Annotated in this window: 20 protein-coding genes and 1 riboswitch; of the genes, 3 read left to right on the top strand and 17 right to left on the bottom strand. The window is 70.9% G+C overall.

The features are described 5' to 3' along the window. Positions 1 to 6: 6 nt before the first annotated feature. The 7 genes from ACZ51S_RS21030 to ACZ51S_RS21000 all read right to left on the bottom strand — a co-directional run bounded on the left by ACZ51S_RS21030 (position 7) and on the right by ACZ51S_RS21000 (position 8,388). Positions 7 to 1,614 (bottom strand): GMC oxidoreductase, encoded by a 1,608-nt coding sequence (locus ACZ51S_RS21030; RefSeq protein WP_468477214.1) that lies wholly within the window; start codon positions 1,612 to 1,614, stop codon positions 7 to 9. Positions 1,615 to 1,854: 240 nt separating this feature from the next. Beyond that, positions 1,855 to 2,997: a glycosyltransferase family 4 protein gene (locus tag ACZ51S_RS21025; RefSeq protein ID WP_468477215.1), complete on the bottom strand. Its 1,143-nt coding sequence runs from the start codon at positions 2,995 to 2,997 to the stop codon at positions 1,855 to 1,857. A 21-nt stretch (positions 2,998 to 3,018) separates the two neighbouring features. Continuing rightward, on the bottom strand, positions 3,019 to 4,140 hold the full coding sequence (locus ACZ51S_RS21020; protein WP_468477216.1) for a hypothetical protein: 1,122 nt from the start codon (positions 4,138 to 4,140) through the stop codon (positions 3,019 to 3,021). Between the two features lie 25 nt (positions 4,141 to 4,165). After that, positions 4,166 to 5,218 (bottom strand): C40 family peptidase, encoded by a 1,053-nt coding sequence (locus tag ACZ51S_RS21015; RefSeq protein ID WP_468477217.1) that lies wholly within the window; start codon positions 5,216 to 5,218, stop codon positions 4,166 to 4,168. 236 nt (positions 5,219 to 5,454) lie between these two features. After that, on the bottom strand, positions 5,455 to 6,486 hold the full coding sequence (locus ACZ51S_RS21010) for a C40 family peptidase (protein ID WP_468961711.1): 1,032 nt from the start codon (positions 6,484 to 6,486) through the stop codon (positions 5,455 to 5,457). A 258-nt stretch (positions 6,487 to 6,744) separates the two neighbouring features. Beyond that, the gene (locus ACZ51S_RS21005) at positions 6,745 to 8,109 is read right to left on the bottom strand and encodes an NYN domain-containing protein (RefSeq protein WP_388936215.1); all 1,365 of its coding nucleotides are present in this window, start codon (positions 8,107 to 8,109) and stop codon (positions 6,745 to 6,747) included. Between the two features lie 39 nt (positions 8,110 to 8,148). Beyond that, complete coding sequence (locus ACZ51S_RS21000; RefSeq protein WP_007263676.1) at positions 8,149 to 8,388, bottom strand: hypothetical protein; 240 nt, start codon at positions 8,386 to 8,388, stop codon at positions 8,149 to 8,151. A 113-nt stretch (positions 8,389 to 8,501) separates the two neighbouring features. Between ACZ51S_RS21000 and ACZ51S_RS20995 the strand changes: the two genes are divergently transcribed. Together ACZ51S_RS20995 and ACZ51S_RS20990 are read left to right on the top strand one after the other, a co-directional pair. Then, on the top strand, positions 8,502 to 9,236 hold the full coding sequence (locus ACZ51S_RS20995) for a rhomboid family intramembrane serine protease (protein WP_388935601.1): 735 nt from the start codon (positions 8,502 to 8,504) through the stop codon (positions 9,234 to 9,236). After that, complete coding sequence (locus tag ACZ51S_RS20990; RefSeq protein ID WP_344153804.1) at positions 9,233 to 9,514, top strand: Lrp/AsnC family transcriptional regulator; 282 nt, start codon at positions 9,233 to 9,235, stop codon at positions 9,512 to 9,514. Before ACZ51S_RS20995 ends, ACZ51S_RS20990 begins: the two co-directional genes overlap by 4 nt. 54 nt (positions 9,515 to 9,568) lie before the next feature. Here the strand turns inward: ACZ51S_RS20990 and ACZ51S_RS20985 are convergent, their stop codons facing one another. The 6 genes from ACZ51S_RS20985 to ctaE all read right to left on the bottom strand — a co-directional run bounded on the left by ACZ51S_RS20985 (position 9,569) and on the right by ctaE (position 16,859). After that, positions 9,569 to 10,957 (bottom strand): aminotransferase class V-fold PLP-dependent enzyme, encoded by a 1,389-nt coding sequence (locus tag ACZ51S_RS20985; protein ID WP_468802178.1) that lies wholly within the window; start codon positions 10,955 to 10,957, stop codon positions 9,569 to 9,571. Positions 10,958 to 11,175: 218 nt separating this feature from the next. Further along, a riboswitch (SAM riboswitch) is annotated at positions 11,176 to 11,292 on the bottom strand. Between the two features lie 142 nt (positions 11,293 to 11,434). Then, positions 11,435 to 12,499, bottom strand: coding sequence for an anthranilate phosphoribosyltransferase (gene trpD / locus ACZ51S_RS20980; protein ID WP_468477219.1), 1,065 nt, complete (start codon positions 12,497 to 12,499; stop codon positions 11,435 to 11,437). A 178-nt stretch (positions 12,500 to 12,677) separates the two neighbouring features. Further along, positions 12,678 to 14,303, bottom strand: a complete 1,626-nt coding sequence (gene qcrB, locus ACZ51S_RS20975) for a cytochrome bc1 complex cytochrome b subunit (protein ID WP_388935611.1) — start codon at positions 14,301 to 14,303, stop codon at positions 12,678 to 12,680. Further along, a complete protein-coding gene (gene qcrA / locus ACZ51S_RS20970) occupies positions 14,300 to 15,358 on the bottom strand; it encodes a cytochrome bc1 complex Rieske iron-sulfur subunit (RefSeq protein ID WP_468477220.1) in 1,059 nt (352 codons plus the stop codon). Before qcrA ends, qcrB begins: the two co-directional genes overlap by 4 nt. After that, positions 15,355 to 16,164 (bottom strand): cytochrome bc1 complex diheme cytochrome c subunit, encoded by an 810-nt coding sequence (gene qcrC, locus ACZ51S_RS20965; RefSeq protein ID WP_388935616.1) that lies wholly within the window; start codon positions 16,162 to 16,164, stop codon positions 15,355 to 15,357. The genes qcrA and qcrC overlap by 4 nt, the downstream gene beginning before the upstream one ends. Positions 16,165 to 16,238: 74 nt before the next feature. Beyond that, complete coding sequence (gene ctaE, locus ACZ51S_RS20960) at positions 16,239 to 16,859, bottom strand: aa3-type cytochrome oxidase subunit III (protein ID WP_007263684.1); 621 nt, start codon at positions 16,857 to 16,859, stop codon at positions 16,239 to 16,241. A 186-nt stretch (positions 16,860 to 17,045) separates the two neighbouring features. Here ctaE and ACZ51S_RS20955 point away from each other — a divergent pair, with 186 nt between their 5' ends. Next, positions 17,046 to 17,447 (top strand): DNA-binding transcriptional response regulator, encoded by a 402-nt coding sequence (locus ACZ51S_RS20955; RefSeq protein ID WP_388935620.1) that lies wholly within the window; start codon positions 17,046 to 17,048, stop codon positions 17,445 to 17,447. An 85-nt stretch (positions 17,448 to 17,532) separates the two neighbouring features. On the opposite strand, the gene ACZ51S_RS20950 is transcribed toward ACZ51S_RS20955, so the two are convergent. The 4 genes from ACZ51S_RS20950 to ctaC form a co-directional block, all read right to left on the bottom strand. Then, complete coding sequence (locus ACZ51S_RS20950; protein WP_468477221.1) at positions 17,533 to 18,780, bottom strand: L,D-transpeptidase; 1,248 nt, start codon at positions 18,778 to 18,780, stop codon at positions 17,533 to 17,535. A gap of 134 nt (positions 18,781 to 18,914) precedes the next feature. Continuing rightward, on the bottom strand, positions 18,915 to 19,313 hold the full coding sequence (locus ACZ51S_RS20945) for a cytochrome c oxidase subunit 4 (RefSeq protein ID WP_249765692.1): 399 nt from the start codon (positions 19,311 to 19,313) through the stop codon (positions 18,915 to 18,917). Beyond that, positions 19,310 to 21,046 carry an aa3-type cytochrome oxidase subunit I gene (ctaD, locus tag ACZ51S_RS20940; protein WP_388935627.1) on the bottom strand — a complete coding sequence of 579 codons (1,737 nt, stop codon included), beginning with the start codon at positions 21,044 to 21,046 and terminating at the stop codon, positions 19,310 to 19,312. Before ctaD ends, ACZ51S_RS20945 begins: the two co-directional genes overlap by 4 nt. Continuing rightward, entirely contained in the window at positions 21,043 to 22,017 is a 975-nt protein-coding gene (gene ctaC, locus ACZ51S_RS20935; protein ID WP_388935631.1) for an aa3-type cytochrome oxidase subunit II, read from the bottom strand. The genes ctaD and ctaC overlap by 4 nt, the downstream gene beginning before the upstream one ends. Positions 22,018 to 22,122 lie beyond the last annotated feature (105 nt).

Genomic DNA, 22,122 nt, shown 5'->3' with positions numbered 1-22,122 from the left:
CAGGGCCTAGCCTTGGGCGAGGATCCGGTCCATGTTCCGCTCGGCGAGGGCCGTGATCGTCACGAACGGGTTCACGCCGAGCGAGCCGGGGACGAGCGAGCCGTCGAGCACGTACAGTCCCCGGTACCCCTTCACCCGCCCGTAGGCGTCGGTGGCCTCGCCGAGGACGCAGCCGCCGAGCGGGTGGTAGGTGAAGTCGTCGGCGAAGGCCTTGTTCTCGCCGAAGAGGTCGTAGCGGTAGACGGTGGCGTTGCGGCGGTTGATGCGGTCGAAGAGGTCCTTGGCCGCCGCGACCGCCGGGGCGTTCTGGCCCCGGGTCCAGTGCAGCCGCGCCGAGTCGCTCGCGGCGTCATAGGTGAAGCGGCCGCGCTCCGGGTTCTTGGTGATGGCCAGGTACATCGAGATCCAGTGCTCGATGCCCATGGGGAGCGGGGCGATCTCCGCGAAGACGGGGTTGGCCGGGTTGTCCCAGTCGTCGATGCCCAGGGCTGGCATGGTGGCCTGGTTGCGGCCGACCGTGTCCCACAGGTGGTTGGCGCGGGCCGTCATGACGTTGCCGTTGGGGCCCCAGCCGAGCCCGACCTTCTCGCTGAGCGCGGGCAGCGCGCCGGTCTCGCGGGCGCGCAGCAGGATCTCGGTGGTGCCGAGGCTGCCGGCCCCGAGGAAGAGCCGCGCGCAGCCGAGCTCGCGGACCTGGGTGACCCGGCCGCCCAGGTCGCTGGTGTGCACGGTCAGGACGTAGCCGCCGGCCGGGTCCTGGCGTACGGCGACCACGCGCCGCATGGTCTCGATGGTGACGTTGCCGGTGCCGATGGCGGCGGCGAGGTAGGTCTTGTCGACGCTCTTCTTTCCGTGGTTGTTGCCGTAGATGACCTCCCCGGCGAGGGCGGAGCGGGGGGCGGTGCCGGCGGCCTCGCGCTTCATGTACGCGAAGTCGTAGACGTTGGGTACGAAGGTGGTCCTCAGCCCGGTGTTGTGGGCGTGCTTCCGGGAGGTCCGGGCGAAGCGGTACCACTGCGTGGACTCGAACCAGGCGGGGTCGATGTCGTTGACGCCGAGCATGGCGCGGGCGCGGGGGTAGTAGGTGCCGTACATCTCGTCGGCGTCCACACCGGGGAACACCTCGGTGAAGTAGGAGCGTCTGGGGGTTGGCGCCATACCGCCGTTGACGAGCGAGCCGCCGCCCACGCCGCGGCCCACGTAGACGGACATGTCCCCGTGGTGCACGCGGTCGAGGACGCCGGGGTAGGGGCTGATGTCGCGGTTGACCACGTCGAGCCAGAGGAACTGGGCGAGCGGGGCCTCGGTGCGGCGGCGGAACCACATCGAGCGGTGGTCGGGCGCGGAGGTGGAGGGGAAGACCTTGCCGTCGGGTCCGGGGGTGTCCCACAGCCGTCCCATTTCGAGGACGACGGTCCGGACGCCGGCCTGCCCGAGGCGCAGCGCGGCGACGGCGGATCCGTAGCCGGAGCCGACGACGACGGCGGGGGCGTACTGGGCGGCGGGGGGTTCCGCCGCACGGGCGGCGCCGATCCCGATCCGGGTGATGCCGAGGGCGGCGGCGGTGCGGAGGGCGGCCAGGCCGAGTTGACGGCGCGTCAGATGGCGGGTCATGGCCGCATCATGAGCGGATTCCGCCCAACCGGCCATAACGCGCACTGCCACGCATGTGAGTAACAGTCAGACATGTGTGGACCGTAACGAGATGCCGCCGCGGGGCGCCGGATTCGCGGGACTCCGCCCGCGGACGGCCCCGCCTGAGCGACAATGCCCCCCTTTGGGCGCGGCCCCCTCCCCCGCGCGCCGGAGTGCGGCCACGGCACCGGGCCGAACCGTACGCGCGGGGCGTGCGGGTCAGAGGAGGGCCCGGAGGTCTTCCGCCAGGTGGTCCCAGCGCCAGCGGGACTCGACCCAGGCCCGGCCGGCCGCTCCCATGCGGGCGCGGAGTTCCGGGTCCTGGAGCAGGGTCACGATGCGGTCCGCGGCGTCCTCGGGGGCGCCGCCCCGGACCACCCAGCCGGTCTCCCCGTCCAGCACCGCGTCCGGCGCCCCGCCCGAGTCGCCCGCGACCACCGGCAGACCCGTCGCCGAGGCCTCCAGGTACACGATGCCGAGCCCCTCCACGTCCAGCCCGCCCCGCCGGGTCCGGCACGGCATCGCGAAGACGTCGCCCGCGCCGTAGTGGGCCGGCAGCTCGGACCAGGGGACGGCGCCGGTGAAGACCACCGAGTCCGCGACCCCCCTCGCGGCGGCCAGCGCGCGCAGGTCCGCCTCGTACGGTCCGCCGCCCACGATCAGCAGCACCGCGTCCGGCACCGCCGCCAGGATCCGCGGCATCGCCTCGATCAGGGTGTCCTGCCCCTTGCGCGGGACCAGCCGCGAGACGCACACGACGACCGGGCGGTCCGACAAGCCCAGCCCGGCCCTGACCCGGGCGCCGCCCGACCCGGGGTGGAAGACCTTCTCGTCCACCCCCGGGGGGAGCTGCACCATCCGGGCCGCTGCCCGCCCCGTCACCGCCGAGGCGATCCGCGAACGCGTGTACTCCCCGAGGTAGGTAAGGGTGTCCGTGCCCTCCCCGATCCGCCGCAGCAGCTGCCGCGCCGCCGGCAGCTGCGCCCAGCCGGCCTCGTGCCCGTGGGTGGTGGCGACGATCCGCCGCGCTCCCGCGCGCCGCAGCGCCGGGCCCATCAGCCCGAGCGGTGCCGCGGCTCCGAACCACACCGACTCGCAGCCGTGTTCGCGCAGCAGGGACACCGCCCGGCGGGTCACGCGGGGCGTCGGCAGCAGCATCGTCGTCCGGTCGCGCACCACCTGGAAGGGCTGTTCCGCGTCGAAGGCGGCGGTGGCCTCGCGGCCCTCCTCGCCGTGCTTCCAGGTGGACGCGTAGACGACGACCCGCTCGGGGTCCAGCCGCAGCGCCATGTTGTGCAGGAAGGCCTGGATGCCGCCCGGGCGCGGCGGGAAGTCGTTGGTCACGATCAGCGTCTTGTGCATCCCCGCCAACGTACCGGACGGCTACCGGAGCTCCTGCCGCAGTGCCTCCTGCCAGGCGGCCGTCAGCCCGGGCAGGTCCACCCCCAGGACTTCTTCCAGCGCGGCCGGCAGCGGTCCGCGCCCCGCCAGCTCGTAGAGGCGTACCAGCGCCGCCCCGCCCCACCGGTCGGCGATGAGCCGGCAGGCCAGCCAGGCGCCCCCGTACGCCCGGGCCGCCTCCTGCGGGTCGCCGCCGAAGGCGAAGTCCCCGTCGGCCGGGAGCGCGGCCGGCAGTTCGCCCCGCCGCACGGCGCGCGCCAGCTCGGGCGCGCCGTCCGCCGGAGCGGTGGGGGTGCCCCGGTACGCGGCCCAGTCCGCGAAGCCCTCGGACAGCCACTGCGGGGTCCGCGCCGAGGTCGCGGCGCGGGTCGCGACGTGGGTGACCTCGTGGGTGAGGACGATCCGCCGCCCGGCCTCGGAAAGCCCCTCGTACCCCTCCGGGTTGACCACGACCCGGTCGGCCGGGGCCGGGCCGTCCCCGGTGCTGCCGGTGGTGACGGCCCCCAGGCCCCGGTAGGTGCCGGCCGGCCGGCCCAGCAGCGCGGCCATCGCCTCCAGCGTGCCGGGGGCCAGGACCACCACCCGCCGCGCCCACGGCCCCGGCCAGGCGGCGTTCACCGCCGGAACCGCCCGGTCGGCCTCGGCCGCGAGGCCGGACAGCGCCCGCCGGCTCGGGCCGGCGCCGAGGACCAGGCAGTGCGCGCCGCGTACGGCGGTCACGGCGCCCTGGTCCCACAGCTGCGCCACCGCTCCGGGGGCGGGCCGGTCGGCGGTGACCCGCCAGGCGGTGCCGTCCCGGGTCAGCTCCACCTCGCGGGCCGAACCGGCGGGGGCGCCGTCGTAGCCGGCGAGCCGGTAGCGCAGCCCGGCGCGCGCGAAGGCCCGTACGCCGTCCCGCCGGACCGAGGTGACCTCGTAGGACCAGCCCTCCAGGGGGATCCCGGCGAGCCGTGCGGGCGGGGCCGCCGACCAGTCGGCGACGGCCCGCCGCACGGCCCCGTCGGCGGGTTCGGACGGCGCCGGGTCCGCGCAGCCGGCCGCCGGGAGCGGGCACAGCGCGAGCGCGAGGAGGCGTACGGCGGTGCGGCGGCGGACCGGGATCATCCGCCGATCGTACGCGCGGCCCGGCTCAGGGCCGGGTCACCGAGGACACCGGCATCATGCCGACGGGGTCGTAGCGCACCCGCGCGCCCGGGTAAGGGGCGTGCACCACCTGGCCGTTGCCGACGTACATGCCGACGTGGCTGGCGTCGGAGCGGTACGTCACCAGGTCCCCGGGCTGTGCCTGCGAGAGCGGCACCTGCCGGCCCGCGTACCGCTGCGCCTGCGAGGTGCGCGGCAGGGAGACCCCGGCCTGGCGGTACGACCACACCATCAGACCGGAGCAGTCGAAGCCGGAGGGGCCGGTGGAGCCCCACACGTACGGCCGGCCGACGGCCGCCCGGGCGGCCATCACGGCGGTCATGGCGCGGCCCGAGACCCGGCCGCCGCCGAAGGGCGGTCCCGGCGGGCCGTCGACGCCGTCGCGGCCCCCGGAGCGGGAGGCCCGCTCGAAGTCGGCCCGCTCCTCGGAGGGCATGGCGTTCAGCAGCCGGCGCGCGGCGGCGAGCTTCGCCGTGACCGCGCGCTTCTGGGTGGCCACCTCGGTGCGCAGGGACTCCAGTTCGGCGAGTTTGCGGGCGGCTTCCTGGCGCTGCTGCGCGATCCGCCGCTGCTCCTCGCGGAGTTCGCCGAGCTGCTCGGCCCGGCGGCCGCTGAGCCGGTCGAGGACGGCGGCCTTGTCGAGGTAGGCGCCGGGGTCGTCGGACAGCATCAGTTCGACGGTCGGGTCGAGGCCGCCGGAGCGGTACTGGGCGCCGGCGAAGGCGCCGAGGACCCCGCGCATGGTGTTGATGCGGTCCTGGCCTCGGGCGACGGCGTCCTGGGCCCGGCTGATCTCGGCGCGCAGGGCGTCGGCCTTCTCGCCGGCCTCGTTGTACCGCTCGGTGGCCTGTTCGGCCTCTTCGAAGAGCCGGTCGACCTGGGAGCGGCTGCCGCCGGCGGGTTCGTGCGGGAGCCCCGGGGAGGCGAGGGCGGGTGCGCCCGTCATGGCCACGGCGGCGCTGGCCGCGGCGGCGGTGAAGGCGGTGACCTTGGTGTTCCGGTCGAGGCCGCTGAGCCCGGGCCGGCGATGGGACGCCACGTGGAACCGCTCCCTTCCGCTGCGCGGGGCCCGGGTCCGCCCCCCGTGGACGGACGTGTGCCGGGTTCCGCGCTGGCAGACAGTAGCCGCGCGGCCACGCACGGGCCAACGGCCGCGGCGGCGGCCGCGGGGCGGGGTGCCGCCTCAGACGCAGGTCATGGGCGGGGCGCGGGGCGGGAGGGGGTCAGCGCAATTCGCCCGGATGGGCGGTGCGCGGGGCGGTCCGCCGGGCGGGATCAGACCCGGACGCCGAACTGGAACGGCATGTTGTCCATGGACTCGTACTTGACCCCGCCGCGCGGGTTGGAGGCGTGCAGGGTCATGTTGTTGCCGGCGTACAGACCGACGTGGTGCAGGTCGTCGTAGAAGAAGACGAGGTCACCGGGCTGGAGCTGACCGCGGCCGATGCGCGTGCCGTCGTTCGCCTGGGTGTAGGTGGTGCGGCTGATGCTGACGCCGGCCTGGGCGTAGGCCCATTGCGTCAACCCCGAGCAGTCGTAGGCGCTGGGGCCGGTGGCGCCCATGATGTACGCGCTGCCCACCTTGGTCTTCGCGGCGGCCAGGGCGGCTCCGGCGCGGCCCGAGGCGCTCGTGGCGGGGGCGGCCTTCTCGGCGGCGGCCCGCCCGGCCTTGCTCTGCCGTGCCTCCTCGTCCTTGAGCCGGGCGCGCTCCTGCGCGGTCAGCGTGTTGAGGAGGGCCTGGGCCTCGGCGAGTTTGTCCTGGGCGGCCTTCTTCTTCTCGGCGAGCTCCTTGCGGGTGGCGTCGAGGTCGGCGAGCTTGCCGGTGGCCTCCTGGCGCTGCTGTGCGAGGGCGCGCTGCTTGGCCTGGATCCTGGCTATCGCTTCGAGTTGCTTCCCGCTCAACTGCTGGAGCGTGGCGGCCTTGTCGAGGTAGGTCTCCGGATCGCCGGAGAGCAGGAGCGCGACGGACGGGTCGACTACCCCGCCGCGGTACTGTGCCGCGGCCAGCGAACCGAGCGTGTTGCGCAGGTCGTTGAGTTCGCCCTGGTCGCGGGCGACGGCGTCCTGGAGCTGCGCGATCTCCTTCTCCAGCTTCTCCTGGTGCTCGCGGGCCTCGTTGAACTTCTCGGTGGCCTGCTCGGCCTCCTCGTAGAGCGCGTCGGCCTTCGACGCGACCTCGTCCTTGCCGGGCTTGTCGGGGGCGGCCACGGCGGACTGCGAGGAGAGGGCGACCGCCGCGGCGGCGGTGGCGGTGAGCACGGTCACGCGCGTGCGGGTGGGCTGCTTGGGTCGACGGTGGGACGCCACGGGGGCGAGCTCCTTCTTCCTCGGGCCGCCGAAGACGGGCGCGGGCACGCTCGGCAGCACCTCCGCCCGCACTCGAATGAGTGACCTACCGCACGAAGGTTTGAGCAGACCCTAGTGACCGGCCTTGATCACTTCAAACCCCCTGCGGAAAAAACCCGCGCCCGTTCCGCTTCCTTTACCCGGGGCCCACACTGCGTACCGAGGGGCTGACGGTCCGTCTTCCGCTTCTGCCGCCGGACCCGGCACGGGCCCCAGGCGTCACGAAACGCGCGAAAGCCGCTTGAGCAGCAATGCGGACGTCACCGGCCGGGCGCCCGCCTTGGCCACCCCGTCGGCGACCTCGCGGTCGGTGGAGACCACCACCACCGGACGGCCGGGCGGCTCGGCCCGCACCAGCTGGCGGATCAACTCGTCAGCGGTGACACCGGCCTTGGAGAACAGCACGCGAACCCCGCGTGGGGGTGCGAGCAGCACCGGCGCCGCCAGCTCCGCGCCGTCGAAGACGCACGTCATCTCGGCGCCCGTCTGGGCGGCCAGCATGGACAGCCCGCCCAGCAGCCGCAGCCGCTGCTTCTCCAGCGGCATCGTCGGATAGCCGGTCTTCGTCACGTTGTAGCCGTCGACCACCAGATGCGCCTGAGGGAGCGCCAACAGCTGGTCCAGCAGGGCCGGATCGGTCTCCGACAGGGCGCGCGCCGCGATGTCCTTCGGGGTCATCCGGCCCGGCTCCACCGCGTCCACGGTGTCGGCCGGCCGCGTGGAGACGGGCGGCAGCGCCAGCTCCCGCCGCAGCCCCGCCGCCGCGTCCAGGACCGTGTCCAGGAGCAGGCGCAGCCGCATGTCCTCGATGCTGCGCCCCTCACGGGTGGCGCGGCGCGAGGTCTCCAGGGAGGACTCCACCTCCGCCAGGCGGGACTTGAGGCGCCGGGACTCGCTCTCGGCGGCGGCCACCTGCGCGGCCGCCTCACCCCGGATCGCGTCGATCTCGCCGTTCAGCTTGCGCAGCGCGGCCTCGCCCCGCTTGACGTCGCTCAAGGCGCTGCGCAGCTTGCGCTGAAGCGATTCCGCTTCCTTGCGGGCGGCCTCCAGCTCGGCCCGTACCTGCTCGCCCCCGGAGCGCTGGGCCTCCTTCAGGTGGGCCAGCTCCTCGCGCAGCCGTTCCAGCTCCCGCCGGGTCTCGTCGCCGACGCGCTCGGCGTCGGCGCGCTGCGCCTCCTCGCCCGCGGAGGCCACCAGCTTGACCCAGCCGGCCGGACGCAGCACGTACGCGGCGGCCGCCACGTCCAGCGGGTCCGCGGCGGCGGGCGGGGCCCCGGACTCCAGGGCTCCGGCCAGCTCCGGCTGCGCCTCGCGCAGCTTCTCCGCGATCCGGCTGCGGAAGACCCCGTCGGTCTCCACGGCGACGGCCATGGCGTTGCCCGCGAACTTGGCGCGCCGGGTCGGGGTGAACCGGGCGTACTGGCGCAGCTGCGCCGGAAGGTCCGCGACCGTCAGGGCGCCGAAGGCGTCCGAGACGATCGTGACGACCCGGCGCCGCACGCCTTCCGGCAGCGGGCGGTCGAGGACCTCCGCGGCGTCACCGGCCGCGTCGGCCGGCCTCGCGCCGCTTGCTGGCTCCACAATCCGTCACCCCTACCGTGATCTACTGTGGGCCCGGCTCCGTCAGGAGTCGGTGCCCGGCCTGTCCACGAGCTCGATCTGGTCCACCGCGTTGCACCAGCGGCAGCGGACCGACTCGATGGTCTCACTGACCACCTCGCGCTCCTCGACCTTGGGCTCCCCGGCGAGATCGAGGTGGACGTACTCCACGACCTTCGACGATCGGGTGACATCGAACCGCGTGAGGTTGCCGCACAGGGTGCAGCGCCACCGGGTGGTGTCGGTCGGCAGGGGAACCGTCATCAGGCCGCTCTCTCCTTCGTAGCTCATTCAATTAAAGCCTCGCGCCGCGGTCGCCGGACCGCAGCACGTAACCCTACGGCCTGGCACCACCCTCAGGCGGGTCCGGCTGCGTCATGCTCTATCGCATGATCGTAAAGTGGCGGACCCTGTGCGAGGCCGCCCGGGGCCCCGTGATCACGTACGCGCTGATCGCGGCCTGCTGCACGGTGTTCTTCCTCGGACCGGCTTCTGGCCTGAACCCGGCCTACGGGACGGGCGAGCTGCTGATGGAGAGGGGGACGGCGTACTTCCGGCGCTGGGGCGTCGTCCCGGACGAGCTCTTCTCGGGAGCGGCACGCCCGCTGCTGACCCCGCTGACGGCGCTCTTCGTCCACGGCAGCTGGCTGCACCTGCTCGGGAACATGCTGTTCCTCTACGTCTTCGGGGTGATGACGGAGGAACGGATGGGCCGGATCCCGTTCCTCGCCTTCTACGTCTGTACGGGATACCTCGCGCTGGCGGCCTACGCGGCGGCCAACGCGTCCTCGGACCAGACCCTGGTGGGGGCGTCCGGGGCGATCTCGGCGGTGCTGGGGGCCTTCCTCCGCCTCTTCCCGCGGGCCCGGGTGACGAGCCTGTTCCCCTTCCTGCTCTTCCTGCCGCTGCGCTTCCCGGCGTGGATCGTGCTGCTGTTCTGGTTCGGCCTCCAGTGGCTGGCGGCGCAGCGCGCCGGGAGCGGGCCGGGAGTGGCCTATCTGGCCCACGTGGTGGGCTTCTCGGTCGGCTTCCTCTACGCGTGGGGGCGGTATCGCCGTGCGACTAGAGTGAGGAGACCAGTGACTGCCGTCGAGGGAGACAGCCAACCGTGATCACCGCGATCGTGCTCATCAAGACCAGCGTGGACCGCATCCCCGAGATCGCCGAGTCGATCGCGCAGCTGGACAGCGTCAGCGAGGTCTACTCCGTCACCGGCACGTACGACCTGATCGCCCTGGTCCGCGTGGCCCGTCACGAGAACCTCGCGGACGTCATCCCGGGCCGCATCAGCAAGATCCCGGGCGTCGAGGCCACCGACACCCACGTGGCGTTCCGCACGTACTCCCAGCACGACCTCGAAGCCGCCTTCGCCATCGGCCTGGACGCCTAGCCTCCGGTCCGGTGCGGGGAGGCCGCCGCGCGGGGCGGCGGCCCGCTCGCGGTACTACACCGCCGGGACGCAGCGGCCCTGCTCCGTGCGGTACCGCCATTTCGCGCCGTCCTCGACGAGCTCCCGCACGGCCTTCACGAAACGCTCCACGTGCTCGTCCGGGGTGCCGGCCCCGAAGCTGACCCGGATGGCGTTCAGCGACCTCTCCCCCGGCGCCGCCTCCGGCGCCCCGCACTCCCCCTGGGCCTGCGGCTCGCCGCCCAGCAGGGTCCGTACCAGCGGGTGGGCGCAGAAGAGCCCGTCGCGCACACCGATCCCGTACTCGGCGGACAGCGCGGCCGCGAAGTGCGAGCTGTTCCAGCCTTCGACCACGAACGAGATGACGCCGACCCGCGGGGCGTCGTCCCCGAACAGGGACAGCACCCGCACGGCCGGGACCTCCGCGAGGCCCTCGCGGACCTTGGCGATGAGGTGGTCCTCCCGGGCGACCAGGTTCTCGAAGCCGGCCTCCCGCAGCGCGCGGCAGGCGGAGGCGATGGCGTAGACGCCGATGACGTTCGGGGAGCCGGCCTCGTGCCGCGCGGCGGTGGTGTGCCACTCGACGTCGACGCCGCCGTCCTCGCGGCGGGCCACCGTACGGGAGGCGCCGCCGCCCGCGAGGTACGGCTCGGCCTCCTGGAGCCAGTCGGCGCGGCCCGCGAGCACGCCCGAGCCGAAGGGGGCGTACAGCTTGTGCCCGGAGAAGGCGACCCAGTCCACGTCCAGCTCCCGTACGGAGACGGGGTGGTGGGGGGCCAGCTGGGCGGCGTCGAGCACGATCCGCGCGCCGTGGGCGTGCGCGGCGGCGGCGAGTTCCCGTACGGGCCACAGCTCGCCGGTGACGTTGGACGCGCCGGTGACGCAGACCAGGGCCGGGCCGTAGGGGTCGCGCTCGGCCAGGGCCCGCTCCAGGGTGGCGACGGCCTCGCCGGGCGTGCGCGGCGCGTCGAGGCAGGTGACCCGGGCGTCGCCCCAGGGCAGCAGCGAGGCGTGGTGCTCGGTCTCGAAGACGAAGACCCGGCAGTCGGCGGGCAGCGCGGCGGCGAGCAGGTTGAGGGAGTCGGTGGTGGACCGGGTGAAGACCACCTGGTCACCGGGGCGGCAGTCGAGGAACTCGGCGACCGTGGCCCGGCTCTGCTCGAAGAGGTCGGTGGACAGCTGGGAGAGGTAGCCGGCGCCCCGGTGCACGCTGCCGTAGTACGGGGCGTACGCGGCGACGTCGTCCCAGACCCGCTGGAGCGCCGGGGCGCTGGCCGCGTAGTCGAGGGCGGCGTAGGTGACCTCGCCGCCGGTGACGAGGGGGACGGTGACGTCCCGGCCGAGCACCGGCAGCGGCCCGCCACAGGCGGGGCCGTCGGCGGCGGCGGTGGCGGCGTTCAGGGAGGCGGATGCGGATGCGGACATGGCGGTATCTCCCGGCAGGCAGGGCTGAATGGCTTCGGGTGTGCCCGTACGCGGGTACGGCTCGGCGGCCGACCTGAGGGGTACGGGGAGCCCCGGACCTGACGGGGGTACACGGAAGGGACCCGGTCCGGGGGTTGAAGAAGGGGCGGAGTCGCCCTATCGCATTCGCTTGCTCACGGAAAACGCTCCTCGAGAGACCAGGACCCCTGGTATCGAGGGATCCGCGCTTGCCGTAGACCTCGCTGCCTACGGCCTGGTCATCACCCGGGGCACCCCGCCACGGAAGGAGGGTTGCCGGACAGCAAGCCGGGGCCTGAACGCTGTCACTCGTGACCTTGGGGAGCATCCTGCCACACGGGCCCGCACGCGCAAGACCCCGGTCCGCATCGTGGACCGGGGTCACCCCTCCGGACGCCTTTCCGCACCTTCTCCCGCCGTGGGCGGCGGAGACGGCCGCGGGCGGCGCCAACGGCCTCGCTACGCGTTGCTGGCCGCCACCCACCGCTCCAGCGCCGCACGCGCCGCGCCCGAGTCGATGGCCTGCGCCGCACGGGCGATGCCGCCCGCGATCTGCTCCTCCAGGGAGCCGGTGCCGGGGTCGAGGGCGACCAGGGCCGCCGCCGCGTTCAGCAGGACGGCGTCGCGGACCGGGCCCGTCTCCCCGGCCAGCAGGCGGCGGGCTACGTCCGCGTTGTACGAGGCGTCCTCGCCCCGCAGCCGCGCCACGTCCACCAGCGGGATGCCGACGTCGCGCGGGTCGAAGGGCAGCTCGGTCACCGTTCCCTCGCGGACCCACCACACGCGGGAGGTGGCGGTGGTGGTCAGTTCGTCGAGGCCGTCGTCGCCGCGGAACACCAGGGCGGACGAGCCGCGCTCGGCGAGCACCCCGGCCACGATGGGAGCCACCCGCGCGTCGGCGACGCCGGTGGCCTGCGCGCGGACCTTGGCCGGGTTGGTGAGCGGGCCGAGGAAGTTGAAGGTGGTGCGGATGCCGAGGTCGCGGCGGGCGGCCGCCGCGTAGCGCAGCGCCGGGTGGAACGTCACCGCGAAGCAGAAGGTGATGCCGGCCTGCTCCGCGACCTCCGCCACCCGTGCGGGGGTCAGGTTGAGGTTGACGCCGAGCTTCTCCAGCACGTCCGAGGAGCCGCTCGCCGAGGACGCGGCCCGGTTGCCGTGCTTGACCACCTTCGCGCCCGTACCGGCCACCACGATGGAGGACATCGTCGAGATGTTCACCGTCTTGGCCCCGTCGCCGCCGGTGCCGACGATGTCCACCGTCCGGCCCGGCACCTCGATCAGGTTGGCGTGGGCGTACATGGCCCGCACCATGCCGCCGATCTCCTCGACGGTCTCCCCCTTGGCCCGCAGCGCGACCGCGAAACCGGCGATCTGCGCGTCGGTGGCCTCGCCCCGCATGATCCGGTCCATCGCCCAGGCGGTGTCGTCCGCGCCGAGGTCACGGCCGCCGAGCAGGGCGTCGAGGACACCCGGCCAGCCGCGGGCCGCCACGCTGTCGCCGCCTGCCGGGGTCACAACGTTCATGGTCCGCTCCTGCTGCTCGTGGGCCGCCCGGTGTCGGCGCCCACGCCGAATGGGAAGGATCTCAGCCTATCCAGCCCGGATGACAGCGAAGAGCCCCGTCCAGTCGCTGGACGGGGCTCTCGCTGTGGCGACACCGGGACCGGCCGGAACCGATCCCCCGAGCGGGTCGTGCCGGAGATCAGTGGTGGCCGTGTCCGGCCTGGATCTCCTTGTACTCCTCCACCGTGGGCTTCGGAATCTGGTTGTTCTCCGCGTAGAAGCCCTTGCTGAGCTTCGCCCGCAGCTTCTCGCCCCGCGTCACCTTGCGCTCGACGCCGTTCTCGTCGACCGTCGGGCCGATCTCGATCGGCGCGTACTGCTCGTGCGCGGTGAGCGTGTGCAGCTTGTCCTGGGACAGCGGCTCGTGGACCTCGACGAACTCACCGTGCGGCAGACGCTTGATGATGCCGGTCTCGCGACCGTGCAGCACCTTGTCGTGGTCCCGGCGCTGGAGGCCGAGGCAGATCCGCTTGGTGACGATGAACGCCAGGACCGGGACGACGAAGAAGCCGATCCGGACGAACCACGTGATCGAGTTGATCGACAGGTGGAAGTACTGGGCGAACATGTCGTTGCCGCCGCCGATGAGGAGCACGATGTACTCCGCGATCCAGGCGACACCGAAGGCCGTACGGGTCGGGACGTTGCGCGGGCGGTCCAGGATGTGGTGCTCGCGCTTGTCGCCGGTGACCCAGGACTCGATGAACGGCCAGACGGCGATGGCTCCGAGGACCAGCGGGAAGAGGATCAGCGGGATGAACACGCCCAGGACGAGCGTGTGGCCCCACAGGTTGATCTCCCAGCCCGGCATGGCACGGATGAGGCCTTCCGGCATGCCCATGTACCAGTCGGGCTGCGCACCGGTGGACACGTGGTCCGGGCGGTACGGGCCGAGCGCCCAGATCGGGTTGATCGAGGCGATCGCCGCGATGGCCGCGATGACGCCGAAGACCAGGAAGAAGAAGCCTCCGGCCTTGGCCATGTAGACCGGCAGCAGCGGCATGCCGACGACGTTGTTGTTCGTCTTGCCGGGGCCGGCGAACTGGGTGTGCTTGTGGAAGAACACCAGGATCAGGTGCGCGACCAGCAGGCCCATCATGATGCCGGGCAGCAGCAGGATGTGCACCGAGTAGAAGCGCGCGACGAAGTCGCCGCCCGGGAACTCCCCGCCGAAGAGGAACATCGACAGGTAGGTGCCGACGACCGGGACGGACAGGATGGCGCCCTGCATGAAGCGGACACCGGTACCCGAGAGCAGGTCGTCCGGCAGCGAGTAACCGGTGAAGCCGGTGAACATGCCGAGGACCAGCAGCAGGAAGCCGAAGATCCAGTTGACCTCACGCGGCTTGCGGAACGCGCCGGTGAAGAAGACGCGCATCATGTGCACGACCATGGCCGCGACGAAGATCAGCGCCGCCCAGTGGTGGATCTGGCGGATCAGCAGACCACCGCGGACGTCGAAGCTGATGTCCAGGGTCGAGGCGAAGGCCTCGGACATCAGGACGCCCTGCATCGGCACGTACGAGCCGTGGTAGACGACCTCGTTCATGCTCGGGTGGAAGAACAGCGTCAGGTACACACCCGTGAGGATGATGATGATGAAGCTGTAGAGGCAGATCTCACCCAGCATGAAGGACCAGTGGTCCGGGAAGATCTTGCGCATGTTCGCCTTGGCGAGGCCGTAGATGCCCAGGCGGCCGTCCGCCCAGTCGGCTACGCGCTCGCCGCGCGACGCGGTGCGTTCGTTGTTGGCAGAAGTACTCATCCGCGCTCCCAGAATGCAGGACCGACGGGCTCTTCGAAGTCGCCGTGCGCCTCGAGGAAGCCTTCGCTATTCACACCGATCCGCAGCTGCGGGAGGGCGTGACCGGCCGGGCCGAAGATGACACGGGCGCCGTCGGAGAGGTCGAAGGTGGACTGGTGGCACGGGCACAGCACGTGGTGCGTCTGCTGCTCGTACAGGCTGATCGGGCAGCCGACGTGGGTGCAGATCTTGGAGAAGGCCACGATTCCGTCGTGGGACCACTCCAGCTCCTGCTTGTCCTTGATGTCCTCCGGCTTGATGCGGACGATCATCAGGGCGGCCTTGGCGATCTGGACCTGGAAGTCGTGCTGGTCCTCCTCCAGGCCTTCCGGCATGGCGAAGGTCAGCGAACCGACCAGGACGTCCTCGGGACGCAGCGGCTCCATCGTGTTCTGGTTGATGAGCAGCTTGCCCTTGGACCACAGGGTCTTGCGCAGCTTGTCCTCGGGCAGGGGGCCCAGGTCGCGCAGGATCACGACGGCGGAGAGCGGCAGCAGGGCCAGCGCGCCGAGCATCGTGTTGCGGATCAGCGGGCGGCGGGCGATGCCGGACTCGTTCGCACCGGCGGCGAAGTCCTGCATGACCTTCGCCTTGACCTCCGGGGAGGCGGCGATCTCGTGGCGCTCGTCGGCGACCTCGACGTCGGACATCAGGGTGCGGGCCCAGTGGACCGCGCCGGCGCCGATGCAGAACAGGGCCGCGCCCAGCGTCAGGCCGAGCGCGAAGTTCAGCGCGCTGACCTTCCCGACGGGGAAGATGTAAACGATCTTCTCCACCGGGATGGACACGAACGCGGCGATGAAGCCGATCGTGGCCAGCATCGACAGGGTGAACAGCATCGCGACCGTACGCTCGGACCGCTTGGCGGCCCGCTCGTCGATGTCCTGGATGCGCGGCTTGTGGACCGGGAGGCCCGGGTCCGCGAACGGGTCGTCCGCGACCGCTACGGCACCGTGGTGCGCGTCGCCCTGCTCACTCGGCAGGTGCTTGTCTTCGGGAATGTCTTGGCTACTCATGACTTCTTGGCCTTAGCGGTGTGGGCCGCGACCCAGACGGCAACAGCGATCAGCGCACCCAGGCCGAAGATCCAGCCGAACAGACCCTCGGAGACGGGACCGAGGCCGCCGAGCTTGAGGCCACCGGGGCTGGTGGACTTCTCGCCGTTGACGTTCTCGAGGTACGCGATGATGTCCTTCTTCTGCTTCTCCGGCATGGTGCTGTCGGGGAAGGAGGGCATGTTCTGCGGGCCGGTCAGCATGGCCTCGTAGATGTGCTTCGGCGAGACGTCCTCAAGGTTGGGGGCGTACTTGCCGTTCGTCAGTGCGCCGCCCTCGCCGGTGAAGTTGTGGCACTGCGCGCAGTTGTTGCGGAACAGCTCACCACCAGCGGCGATGTCGGCCCCGGCCGGGTCGTACTGCTTCTCGGTCGGCGTGATCGGGCCGGCGCCGAGGGACGCGACGTACGCCGCGAGCTGGTCGATCTGGGCCTGGGTGTAGATGTTCGGCTTCTTCGGCACCTGGGCGCCGGGCTGCTGGGCGGGCATGCGGCCCGTGCTCACCTGGAAGTCGACGGCCGCGGAGCCGACGCCGACCAGGCTCGGGCCGTCAGAGGAACCCTGACCGCCGGTTCCGTGGCAGCTTGCGCAACCCACGGCGTAGAGCTTCTTGCCCTCCTCGATGGCGAGGGACTGGGCGGTTTCATCGGCCTGCGCCTTGCCCGCGGGCGCGAAGGCGGCGTACAGCCCCCCAGTGACCGCCAGCGCGAAGAGTAGAACGACGACCGCCGCCAGCGGATGGCGTCGTCGTGCGGAGAGCTTTTTCACGGATTACCCCGGTGTCAGGATCTTCTGCGTCGGTGTTTCTGGATGGAGTGCCGGGCGAGCCGGCGACGTGTTCGCTACTTGATCAGGTAGATCGTCGCGAAGAGGCCGATCCAGACGACATCGACGAAGTGCCAGTAGTAGGACACGACGATGGCCGACGTGGCCTGTTCGTGGGTGAACCTCTTGGCCGCGTACGTCCGGCCGAGGACCAGCAGGAAGGCGATGAGACCGCCCGTCACGTGCAGACCGTGGAAGCCGGTGGTCAGGTAGAAGACCGTGCCGTACGGACCGGACGAGAGGGACATGCCCTCGTGCTTGACCAGCTCGGTGTACTCGAACACCTGGCCGCCAATGAAGATCGCACCCATGACGAACGTGATGATGAACCACGTCCGGAGCTTCTTCACGTCACCGCGCTCGGCGGCGAATACGCCGAGCTGGCAGGTGAGCGAGGAGAGCACCAGGATCGTGGTGTTCGTTGCCGAGAAGGGCAGATTCAAGGCCTCGGCCTGCTCTGTCCAGTACTCGGCACCCGTCACGGATCGCAGGGTGAAGTACATCGCGAAGAGGGCCGCGAAGAACATCAGCTCGGAACTCAACCAGATGATGGTTCCGACGCTGACGAGGTTCGGCCGGTTGACCGTCGGGTGCGCGTGCCCGGTATCTACTGTCGTTGCTGTCGCCACGACCGACATTATGTCGGTCGCTTATCCCGCCCTCACCCCGGGGGGTGCCGTTCGGAGTGTCAGGGGGGTGTGCAAGGCCCGAACGGCCCATCAGAAGACCGGTCGCGAGGCTGGCGGAACCGATGTTGACAACCGGTCGGACGGAGTAGCATCCCGCGCATCATCAGCGTGATTCACGGCCACGTGGAGGACGAAATGCGGGCGACTGCGCGGGTTCTGGTCTACAGCGACGACGCGGGTACCCGGGAGCAGGTGCGGCTGGCCGCCGGGCGCAGGCCCGCCCCGGACCTGCCGCCGGTGGAGTTCCTGGAGTGCGCCACGCTTCCAGCGGTCCTCAAGGAGCTGGACGCCGGCGGCATCGATCTGTGCGTACTGGACGGCGAGGCGGTTCCGGCCGGGGGCATGGGTGTGTGCCGGCAGATCAAGGACGAGATCTTCCGGTGTCCCCCGGTGCTGCTGCTGATGGGACGCCCCCAGGACGCCTGGCTGGCCACCTGGAGCCGGGCGGACGCGGCGGTCACCCTTCCGGTGGACCCGGTCGACTTCCCCGACACCCTCGCGGGTCTGCTGCGGCCCCGGCTGTCACTGGACGCCTGAGGCGCGAGGGGCACCCGGGGCGTGACGCGGGCCCGCGGCCGGCCCGGCGGCCGCCCGCGGGCCTGTACGCCCTTCTGCGGGCCTCTCAGACGGTGGGGCGCAGCCGCGCCTGGTCGACGGGGCTGCGGCCTTCCTGGGTGCCCTTGAGGAGTGCGCTGCCCTCGCGCCACTCCTTCCACTCCATGTTCCAGTCGCCGAAGCCGTTGCCGAAGGTGTCCATGTCGTCGCCGATGCTGTTGATCACCTTGACGATGTCGCCCTCGGTGATGTTCTCGTAGAACCAGGCGGCGTTGCCGGTGCTCATGCCGGTGCAACCGTGGCTGACGTTCTCGTAGCCGTGGGAGCCGATCGACCACGGCGCGGCGTGCACGTATTCACCGCTCCACGTCACCCGGGTGGCGTAGTAGACGGGCAGGTTGTAGTACTCGCTGCCGCCGATGCCGACGGTGTCGCCGCGCATCCGTACGTAGTACTGCTTGCCGAGCACCACCTTGACCCCGTTGCGGGTGGAGAAGCCGGGCTTGCCGGTGGTCACCGGGATGGTGTTGATCACTTCTCCGTTGCGCTCGAACGTGAGGTAGTGCGAGGCGGCGTCGGTGGTGACCTCGACCCGGTCGCCGATCTCCAGCTTCAGCGGCTGGGACGCGGCTCCGTGGAGCTCGTCGGAGACCCTGATGCCCTCCAGGTTGCTCCGTACGGAGACGGTGCTGTGGGCGGGCCAGTAGTCCTTCGGGCGGTAGTGCAGGTTCTTGTCGTCCACCCAGTGCCAGGCGCCCTCGACCCCGGGCGGCGCGTCGACGATCAAAGCCCGTTCGACGACCGCGCGGGCGGCCTTGTCCTTGACGGGCTCGTTGAGTTCGGCGGTGAGGGGCTGGCCGACGCCGTACTTGCCCTCCTCGGGGCCGAATTCGACCTTGAGGACCTTCTTGGCCGGGGTGGTCTCGAACGTCGTCGTGCGCTGCCCCGGGGCCCCCCGCTGGTCCTCCGTGCTCACGGTGACCGTGTAGCGCACGCCCGCCGCCATCGGGACGGTGCTGTGCCAGCGGTCGCCCTTGGCTGAGAGTTCGCCCGCCAGGCGGCGGCCGTGCGTGTCGACGGCCATCACGTCGGTGATCCGCGCCTCGGCTCCCTTGGCGGTGACCTCGAGCGGCTTGTCGGGGTCGGCGGGGCGTCCGCCGGGGGCCTGGTTGAAGACGACCTGGTCGCCCGCGTCGTACGGGCGGGCGGACAGCGGGTTGGTGTCGCCGGACCCGCATGCGGTGGCGCCGGCCCCGAGGGACGCGACCAGCAGGGAGCAGCTGAGTGCCGTCCAAAGACGCGGTGAGTGGTTCATGCGCCCAACGCTATGAAGATATGACAAATCCAGCGCGCGGGGTGACTGCAAACGAGGGGCCCGGACTCCTCCGAAAAGGTGTCCGGGCCCCTCAGGCGCCGCGGCGGGCCGCGGCGTACAGCGTGCTGCCGGTGCTACTGGTTCTGGTTCTCACCGCGGTAGTACTCGTACACCCAGCCCCACAGGCCGATCAGGATGATCGGGGCCGAGAAGTACATGAGCCACCAGCCGAAGACGACGCCCATGAACGCGAGCGCGCCACCGATGGCCAGCGAGAGCGGCTGCCAGCTGTGCGGGGAGAAGAATCCCAGCTCGCCCGCCTCGTCGGCGACGTCGGCCTCCAGGTTGTCCTGGGCCATCTCGTCCACGCGCTTGGCCGTGAAGGCCAGGTAGTAGCCGATCATGGCGCTCAGGCCGAAGGCCAGCGCGAGAGCGGTGGTTCCGACCGGCTCCTTCGACCAGACGCCGTACACGACGGTCATGATCAGGATGAAGACGGAGAGCCAGAGGAACATCTTGCCCTGGATCTTCACTTGCCGGCCTCCTTGTCCCCGGTGAGGGCCTTGGTCCCGCCGGCGACGTGGTCCTCGAGGTGGTCGAGGGCCGCGATCTCCGGGTGGTGCAGGTCGAACGCCGGCGATTCACTGCGGATGCGCGGCAGCGTGAGGAAGTTGTGCCGCGGCGGCGGGCAGGACGTCGCCCATTCGAGCGAACGGCCGTAGCCCCACGGGTCGTCGACCTCGATCTTCTTGCCGTACTTGGCCGTCTTCCAGACGTTGTACATGAACGGCAGGAAGGACAGGCCGAGCACGAACGAGCTGATCGTGGAGATCGTGTTCAGCGCCGTGAAGCCGTCGGCCGCGAGGTAGTCCGCGTAACGACGCGGCATGCCCTCGGCGCCCAGCCAGTGCTGGACCAGGAACGTGCCGTGGAAGCCGATGAACAGCGTCCAGAAAGTGATCTTGCCGAGGCGCTCGTCCAGCATCTTGCCCGTGAACTTCGGCCACCAGAAGTGGAAGCCGGCGAACATCGCGAACACCACGGTGCCGAAGACGACGTAGTGGAAGTGCGCGACGACGAAGTACGAGTCGGAGACGTGGAAGTCCATCGGGGGCGAGGCCAGGATGACGCCGGTCAGACCACCGAAGGTGAAGGTGACCAGGAAGCCGATCGTCCAGAGCATCGGGGTCTCGAAGGACAGCGAGCCCTTCCACATGGTGCCGATCCAGTTGAAGAACTTCACACCGGTCGGTACCGCGATCAGGAAGGTCATGAAGGAGAAGAACGGCAGCAGCACGCCGCCGGTGACGTACATGTGGTGGGCCCACACCGTCACCGAGAGGCCGGCGATCGCGATCGTCGCGGCGATCAGACCGATGTAACCGAACATCGGCTTGCGCGAGAAGACCGGGATGATCTCCGAGACGATGCCGAAGAACGGCAGCGCGATGATGTACACCTCTGGGTGTCCGAAGAACCAGAAGAGGTGCTGCCACAGCAGGGCCCCGCCGTTGGCCGGGTCGAAGACGTGCGCACCGAACTTCCGGTCGGCCTCCAGCGCGAAGAGCGCGGCGGCGAGCACCGGGAAGGCCAGCAGGACCAGGACACCGGTCAGCAGCACGTTCCAGGTGAAGATCGGCATGCGGAACATCGTCATGCCCGGAGCGCGCATGCAGATGATCGTGGTGATGAAGTTGACCGAGCCGAGGATCGTGCCGAAGCCGGAGAAGGCCAGGCCCATGATCCACATGTCGGCGCCGATGCCCGGCGAACGGACGGCGTCCGACAGCGGGGTGTAGGCGAACCAGCCGAAGTCGGCGGCGCCCTGCGGGGTGACGAAGCCGGCCACCGCGATCGTCGAGCCGAAGAGGTACAGCCAGTACGCGAACATGTTCAGCCGCGGGAACGCCACGTCGGGCGCGCCGATCTGCAGCGGCATGATCCAGTTGGCGAAGCCGGCGAACAGCGGGGTCGCGAACATGAGCAGCATGATCGTGCCATGCATGGTGAACGCCTGGTTGAACTGCTCGTTCGACATGATCTGCGTGCCCGGACGAGCCAGCTCGGCGCGCATGAAGAGCGCCAGGAGACCGCCGATCAGGAAGAACACGAACGACGTGACCAGGTACATCGTGCCGATGGTCTTGTGGTCGGTGGTGGTGAGCCACTTCACGACCACGTTGCCCGGCTGCTTGCGCCGCACCGGCAGCTCGTTCTCGTACGAGTCAGCTGACGCGGCACCCTGGGATTCGTTGAGGATGCTCACAGTTTGTTCGTCTCCGCATTCCGGGCGGGGTCAGTCTGCTTGATGCCGGCCGGCAGGAAGCCGGTCTGCCCCTTCTCCGCCAGCTCCTTCAGGTGCGCCTTGTACTCCGCGGGAGAGACGACCTTCACGTTGAAGAGCATGCGCGAGTGGTCGACACCGCAGAGCTCGGCACACTTGCCCATGAAGGTGCCTTCCTGGGTCGGGGTGACCTCGAAGACGTTGGTGTGACCGGGGATGACGTCCTGCTTGAACAGGAAGGGCACCACCCAGAAGGAGTGGATGACGTCGTTCGACGACAGGATGAAGCGGACCTTCTCGCCCTTGGGCAGGTAGAGGGTCGGCCCCGGGTTGTTGGTGTCCGCGTTGCGGTCGCCGGGGACGCCCTTCTCGTAGACGCCCTCGGCGCCCGCGGGGAAGGACTTGATGTAGCGGTCCGGGAGGGAGGCGAGCTCCTTCGGGGTCTCGCCCGCCTTCGGGGTCGCGGCATCGCCGTCGACGTTCTCCACGTAGTTGAAGCCCCAGCTCCACTGGAAGCCGATCACGTTGATCGTGTGCGCCGGCTTGGAGGAGAGGGCGAGCAGCTTCGACTCATCACGCGCGGTGAAGTAGAAGAGCACCGAGACGATGATGAGCGGGACCACGGTGTACAGCGCCTCGATCGGCATGTTGTACCGGGTCTGCGGGGGGACCTCGATCTTCGTCCGGCTACGCCGGTGGAAGATGACGCTCCACATGATCAGGCCCCACACCAGGATGCCCGTGATGAGAGCGGCCGCCCAGGATCCCTGCCACAGGGAAAGGATGCGAGGCGCCTCCTCCGTGACCGGGGTGGGCATTCCGAGGCGGGGGAAGTCTTTCCAGGTGTACGAGCAACCAGTGGCGGTCGCCAGGACCACGCCCGCAGTCAGCGCCTGCAGCAGCTTCCGCCGCATCGGGCGCCGCGGCGAGCGGTCGGAGCCGTAGGGACTCACGTAGCGCCTTCCCGAGAGTCTCGGCCCGCGCGGCCGGCCGCGGCCGTGTTCGGGTCGGTCGCCGGCCCTGACGCAGGCAGGGGTTTGGATGTTTATGCGGACCAA

The sequence above is a fragment of the Streptomyces sp. NPDC034043 genome, from assembly GCF_055575675.1.
This window is presented reverse-complemented; position numbering and strand designations above follow the sequence as displayed.